The sequence below is a fragment of the Candidatus Paceibacterota bacterium genome (genome assembly GCA_028716825.1).
Classification (GTDB): domain Bacteria; phylum Patescibacteriota; class Minisyncoccia; order Minisyncoccales.
This window is the reverse complement of the sequence record JAQUPA010000027.1, coordinates 1-5,595: the sequence shown is the minus strand read 5'-3', so window position 1 is coordinate 5,595 and position 5,595 is coordinate 1. Positions and strand designations below refer to the sequence as shown.

The window sequence follows — 5,595 nt, the reverse complement described above, 5'->3', positions numbered from 1 at the left end:
TATATTCTTCTAATTTTGAATAAGGTATTTTAATCTTTAAAAACCCCTTTGCGGTTTTTTCCAGAATTTGCACTCCCAATTTTTTTAGTTTTTCTTCATTAAGACCCATCACAAAACTTCTACTTTCGGGGCATTCTTTAAATACAACTGGTTTAATTGGTAATTTATATTTTTTTGCAAATTCAAAATCTCTTTGGTCGTGTGCCGGAACTGCCATTATAGCACCAGTTCCATAATCCATCATTACATAGTCAGCGACAAAAACTGGAAGTTTTTCTTTAGGATTGACTGGATTTATTGCGTCAAGTCCTTCAACTTTTACTCCGGTTTTCTCTTTTTCTAAATCAGTTCTTTCAAGAGTAGTTTTCTTTTTTGCTTTTTCTATATAGTCCCAAACCTCTTTTTGATTTTTGATTTTTGATTTTTGATTTTGAAGGATTGGATGTTCGGGGGACAAAACAAAATAAGTTGCGCCGAACAAAGTGTCGGGACGAGTCGTAAAGACAGTTACTCGTTCTCCATCGATTTCAAAATCAACTTCAGCACCTTCTGATTTTCCAATCCAGTTTTTTTGGGTAAGTTTCGTTGATTCAGGCCAATCAACATTGTCAAGATCATTTAGTAAATCTTCTGCAAAATCTGTAATTTTTAAAAACCACTGTTCAAGTTCTTTCTGGATAACTTCGCTTTCACATCTTTCGCATTTGCCACCCTCTGCCTGTTCGTTTGCAAGAACTGTTTTGCATTTCGGGCACCAGTTGACCCTGGCCTTCTTTTTATAAGCGAGCCCGTTTTTATAAAATTGTAAAAACATCCACTGAGTCCATTTGTAGTATTCAGGGTCGGAAGAATTTATTTCCCTTTCCCAGTCATAATCAAAACCAAGCATTTCCATCTGTTCCTTAAATTTTTTAATTGCTTTTTTTGTGGTCTCTTTAGGATGTACACCAGTTTTTATCGCAAAGTTCTCGGCCGGCAAACCAAAAGCATCCCAGCCCTGGGGATGTAAAACTTCAAAGCCACGCATTTTCATATAGCGTGAGTAGATATCAGTTGCGGTGTAGGATTCAACGTGTCCAACATGAAGCCCCTCTCCCGAAGGATAGGGAAACATATCCAAAATATATTTTTTATCTGCCATGATTTAATAACTTATTCTTTCAAATTTTAGAGACTTTTTCAAGCTAAAGTATTAATATTCTTGGTGCTTGGTGGAATATACAAAAATCATGTATCTTAACTTGACTTTTAGCTTTAAAAGTTTTATAAAAATCTTATAAAAAAATATGAATATTGAGCAACCAGAAAAACCAAAAACTGAGTTGGATTTTTTTGCGGAGGAATTGAATCTTTCTCCAGAAAAAATGGAGGAGATGAAAAATTTTGCAGATAATTTAAAAAACATGATAAATTCTTCTTTTCCTATGGTAGAAGATAAAGAAAAAAAATTAACTGAAGAAGAAAAGAAAGACAGAAGAAGATGTTTGGATGAATGCAATAATTACATTAAGGAAACTTTAGAAATACAAAAGGACGATGATGAAATAAAAATATTAATTCCACTTAAGGCTAGTCGTGAAATAGTCAGCATTATAAGAAATTGTCTAGCAAAGATTCTTTGTAGCAGAGAAAGCGAAGAAAAAAAATATGATATTTCTTTGGTTATTGACGAAGCCCTTGCTAATGCTTTTACTCATTGTAAAAAAGGAAGTGAATATGCAGCGTTTTCTATTAAAGAAAAAGATGGACATATTACAGAAATAACAACAATGAATTTTTCTGAAGAAGAAATCCCAGAAGAGATGCTTTCTTTTTTAAATAAACCCAAAGAAGAAACTAAAGAAATTTTAGAGAATTTTTCTAATAACGATGTTGAAAAAATTAATAATGATGATTTTGATCTAGAAAAAGACATAGAAGGAGCATATAAAAAAAGAGGTCTTGAGGTAATTGCACAACTTATAAAAGATATAAAATACGAAAAAAATGAAGCCGGGGAACTTGGCTTTGTAAATAAATTCACATTTGAGATTTAGGTGTAGGGATTTTTTAAAAAAAGGAGTGGATGGTTATGAGTGCAAAGAGAAGAAATGAATCTCTAAGAAAGAGAAGCAGGAAGAGAATTGCCATGGCAGTGATTATCTTTTTAACTGCAATGGTTTTCTGTGCCATTTCTTCTGTAAATGAGAGCCGGAGTACGCAGACTGATTTGCAAGACGGTTTTCATTTTGTGGAGGTAACGGAAATAATCGCCGCAGGAAAGGTGAGGGTATCTGGCGATTATTTCATTTCTGGCGAAAAGATAGCCGAGATGAATCTTGAAATTGGCGATCGCCTGGAGATTCTGGTTATGGATATGGAGGTAAGGAGAATAGAACTCCGTTAAGGGGGTAAAAAGCAGAGGAGGAAATGTGTTTAGGAGAGGTGGCTATAGTCATCTCTCTTTTTTTTGAGACGTTTGTAGTTGACAAAGCGATTTTTCTTCTATATAATAAATATTGTTATTTTTGTACCTTGGAGAACATTTAGATATATTTGTTGGTCATGCGTGTTTAGAGAAAGGGGAAGACATGTGTTGTTGTGCTGGTTGTGGTAAGCCCGCAAAATCCCAAGACCGTGAGGTAGGGTTTTGTTCCAGATGTGGCAGACCCCTCGACGAAGACGCGGGACTCGTAGATGAACTTCTGGGCTATGATCCGGATATCTACGAGCAGCAAGCCCAGGGGACAGAGGGGACAAGCTTGTCTCTTCATCTACTTCAGGAGCTGAGAGAGGGGATCTTTCAGGTCTCGGAAGATGAAGAGGGCACAATTCGTTTCGAGGATGAGAACGATGTGTTCAAGTCTGACGACGAAGGCAAAATGCTCCCTCCGCGGGTCTCGGCAAGAGAGGCTCACATCCTCTCTCCTTTCGTCATGGGATTGATGGCGCGGGCGAGCGGACCGTTGGCAAACTACTTCTAGCAGACACGGCAAACAAGATTTTATTAGGGGACGCCTCGTTGCGTCCCCTAGATCTTTTAAGAGTTTTAACTTTTCACCTTTATTTATAAGTATTTGTAGATAAAAGCGAGAGGTTGACAAATAGATATAATAATATATAATTAAAGCATATTTGAAAAAATAGTTTCGGTGTAGATATTGGAAGACATGGGCAAAAAGAAAGGAGTGATTGCCTATGTGGGATCATCGCGGATGCAGTGTGAATTTTGTGACAAACATCGACCTGGTGATCGCCGGCGCCTGACCGCGCGGCCAGCGGCCCGCCGCCACGACAATAGTCGTTGGCGGCATCGAAGTCATCGGCATGAAAGAAAGGAGTGAGCCGTGAGGTATACGGCCCCATTCCTGTAGCCGCCTATGGGCGGCAGTAAAAAGAGCACTTTAAGTTTTTCCGAGGGGAGAGGGCAGAGACATGACGCAAGGCGCGAAAAAAAACAAAGAATCGTGCGCCACACAGATCGTTCAGCGCGTCCAGTCCTGCCCTTATCCCCTCTCACAAATTTCAGCCAAAGGCTGTTTTTTATTATTGAGCGTAGAATAGGGTTGACAAAAAAAATAAAAAGTATAAAATAAGAACCATAATATTTAATAAGCAAAAAATGCTTTTTTAAGGAAGAAAAAGGGGAATAAATAACCCAAAAATTTTTCATTTTGGGTAGTTTTTTTTGATATATCAATAAAGAAAATTTCATTATAAATAAAACAAAAAGTCTTCTCTCATGAAAAAGAAAAACTTTGGTAAATATTCATTTAAATTAAAATATCCCGACCTTGTAGAATTTCAAATTAGTGCTTACAAGGATTTTATTGACCAGAAATTAAAAAAACTTTTTGAGGAGTTCTCGCCAATTAAAGATTATAGCGAAAAAGAATATAAACTTTATTTTAAAGATTTTAAATTTGAAAAACCAAAGCTCTCGGACCATGAAGCAAAAGAAAATAATCTTTCCTTTGAAGCGCCCCTTAAGGTTAGGTGCTCTCTTAAGATAGAAAGTTTAGGCGAAGAAAGAGAAGGAGAGGTTTATTTTTGTGATTTTCCTCTTATTACAGACAGGGGAACTTTTGTTTTAAACGGAGTCGAAAGGGTTTTAGTTTCCCAGCTTATACGCTCTCCGGGAGTTTTTTTCAATGTAAATTATTATTACGGACAGAAATTCTTTGGAGCAAAAATCATTCCAAACAGGGGTGCTTGGCTTGAGTTTGAAACGGATCACAATGGAATAATTTGGGTAAAAATTGACAGAAGAAGAAGAGTTGCTGCAACCGCCCTTCTTAGATTTTTCGGACTTGAAGGGAGCGATGAAATTAAAAATACTTTTGACAAGGACGTAGCCGGGGCTCCAGTTGATTATATTGAAGAAACACTAAAAAAAGATTTTACTAAAAACAGAGACGAGGCAATTGTTGAAATTTATAGTCACTTGCGTCCTGGGGACCTTGCAACATTAGAAAACGCCAAAAGTTATTTAAAGGGCGTTTTCTTTAATTCTCAGCGATATGATTTATCAGAGGTTGGGAGATGGAGAACAAGGCAAAGACTTGGTGTTGAAAATAAAGAAAAAATCGAAGAGAAAGACTTGCTACTTGGTAAGGAAGATATTATTTTAACGCTAAAAGAAATTATAAAACTTAATAAAAACCCCGAAGCCCAGCCAGACAACATTGATCATTTAGGCAACAGAAGAATAAGGACAATGGCAGAGCTTTTAGAGTCAAGATTAAGAGTCGGTATGTTGAGAATGGAAAGGAATATAAAAGACAGGATGTCTACCGTGGACATTGAAGAGGCGGAGCCAAGAAGTATTATCAACACAAGGCCTTTTTCTTCCCAGATAAAAGAATTTTTCACATTATCCCAGCTTTCCCAGTTTATGGATAATCAGAATCCCCTTGCAGAGCTTGAACACAAAAGAAGGTTGTCTGCCATGGGACCTGGGGGCCTTACAAGAGAAAGAGCAAGGTTTGACGTCAGAGACGTTCAGCCAAGTCATTATGGAAGAATTTGCCCCATTCAGACTCCAGAGGGCCAGAATGTGGGATTGATTTCTCACCTTGCGCTTTTCTCCAGGATTAACTCTTTGGGATTTCTTGAGACCCCATATTTTAAGGTTGAGAAAGGAAGAGTGACAAACAAAACAGTATTTTTAAACGCTTATGAGGAAGAAAAATACGTTATAGCTCCTGCAACGACCCCTCATGACGAAAATGGCAATATTACGGAAAAGTTGATTGAAGCGAGAGTGGATGGACAGCCTGGAGTAATTGAGGCGAAAAAAGTTGATTTTATGGATGTTTCCCCTCAGCAGATTTTATCCACTGCTACTTCTATGATTCCATTTTTAGAACATGATGACGCAAACAGAGCTCTTATGGGTTCCAACATGCAAAGGCAGGCAGTGCCTTGTTTAAGGCCGGAGCCTCCGCTTGTTGCTACAGGAGTTGAGGCTAAAGTAGCAAGAGATTCGGGCCAGATAATAATTGCCCAGGAAGATGGAAAGGTAAAAGAAGTAGACGCCTCTCGTATCGTGGTAAAAGAAAAGAAACAGGAGAGAGAATACAAACTTTTAAATTACGTAAGGTCAAATCAATATAC

5 protein-coding genes are annotated in these 5,595 nt (G+C 37.6%); 4 read left to right on the top strand and 1 reads right to left on the bottom strand.

Annotated elements, in window-relative coordinates; translation table 11 throughout:
• The coding region (locus PHI88_03600) for a class I tRNA ligase family protein (protein MDD5552213.1) at window positions 1-1,141 on the bottom strand (1,141 nt) is incomplete at its 3' end.
• A 145-nt stretch (window positions 1,142-1,286) separates the two neighbouring features.
• Between PHI88_03600 and PHI88_03595 the strand changes: the two genes are divergently transcribed.
• From PHI88_03595 to PHI88_03580, 4 genes are all read left to right on the top strand, one after another.
• Complete coding sequence (locus tag PHI88_03595) at window positions 1,287-2,036, top strand: hypothetical protein (GenBank protein ID MDD5552212.1); 750 nt, start codon at window positions 1,287-1,289, stop codon at window positions 2,034-2,036.
• A 29-nt stretch (window positions 2,037-2,065) separates the two neighbouring features.
• The gene (locus PHI88_03590) at window positions 2,066-2,386 is read left to right on the top strand and encodes a hypothetical protein (protein MDD5552211.1); all 321 of its coding nucleotides are present in this window, start codon (window positions 2,066-2,068) and stop codon (window positions 2,384-2,386) included.
• Between the two features lie 121 nt (window positions 2,387-2,507).
• On the top strand, window positions 2,508-2,963 hold the full coding sequence (locus PHI88_03585; GenBank protein MDD5552210.1) for a hypothetical protein: 456 nt from the start codon (window positions 2,508-2,510) through the stop codon (window positions 2,961-2,963).
• 758 nt (window positions 2,964-3,721) lie between these two features.
• The coding region (locus tag PHI88_03580) for a DNA-directed RNA polymerase subunit beta (GenBank protein ID MDD5552209.1) at window positions 3,722-5,595 on the top strand (1,874 nt) is incomplete at its 3' end.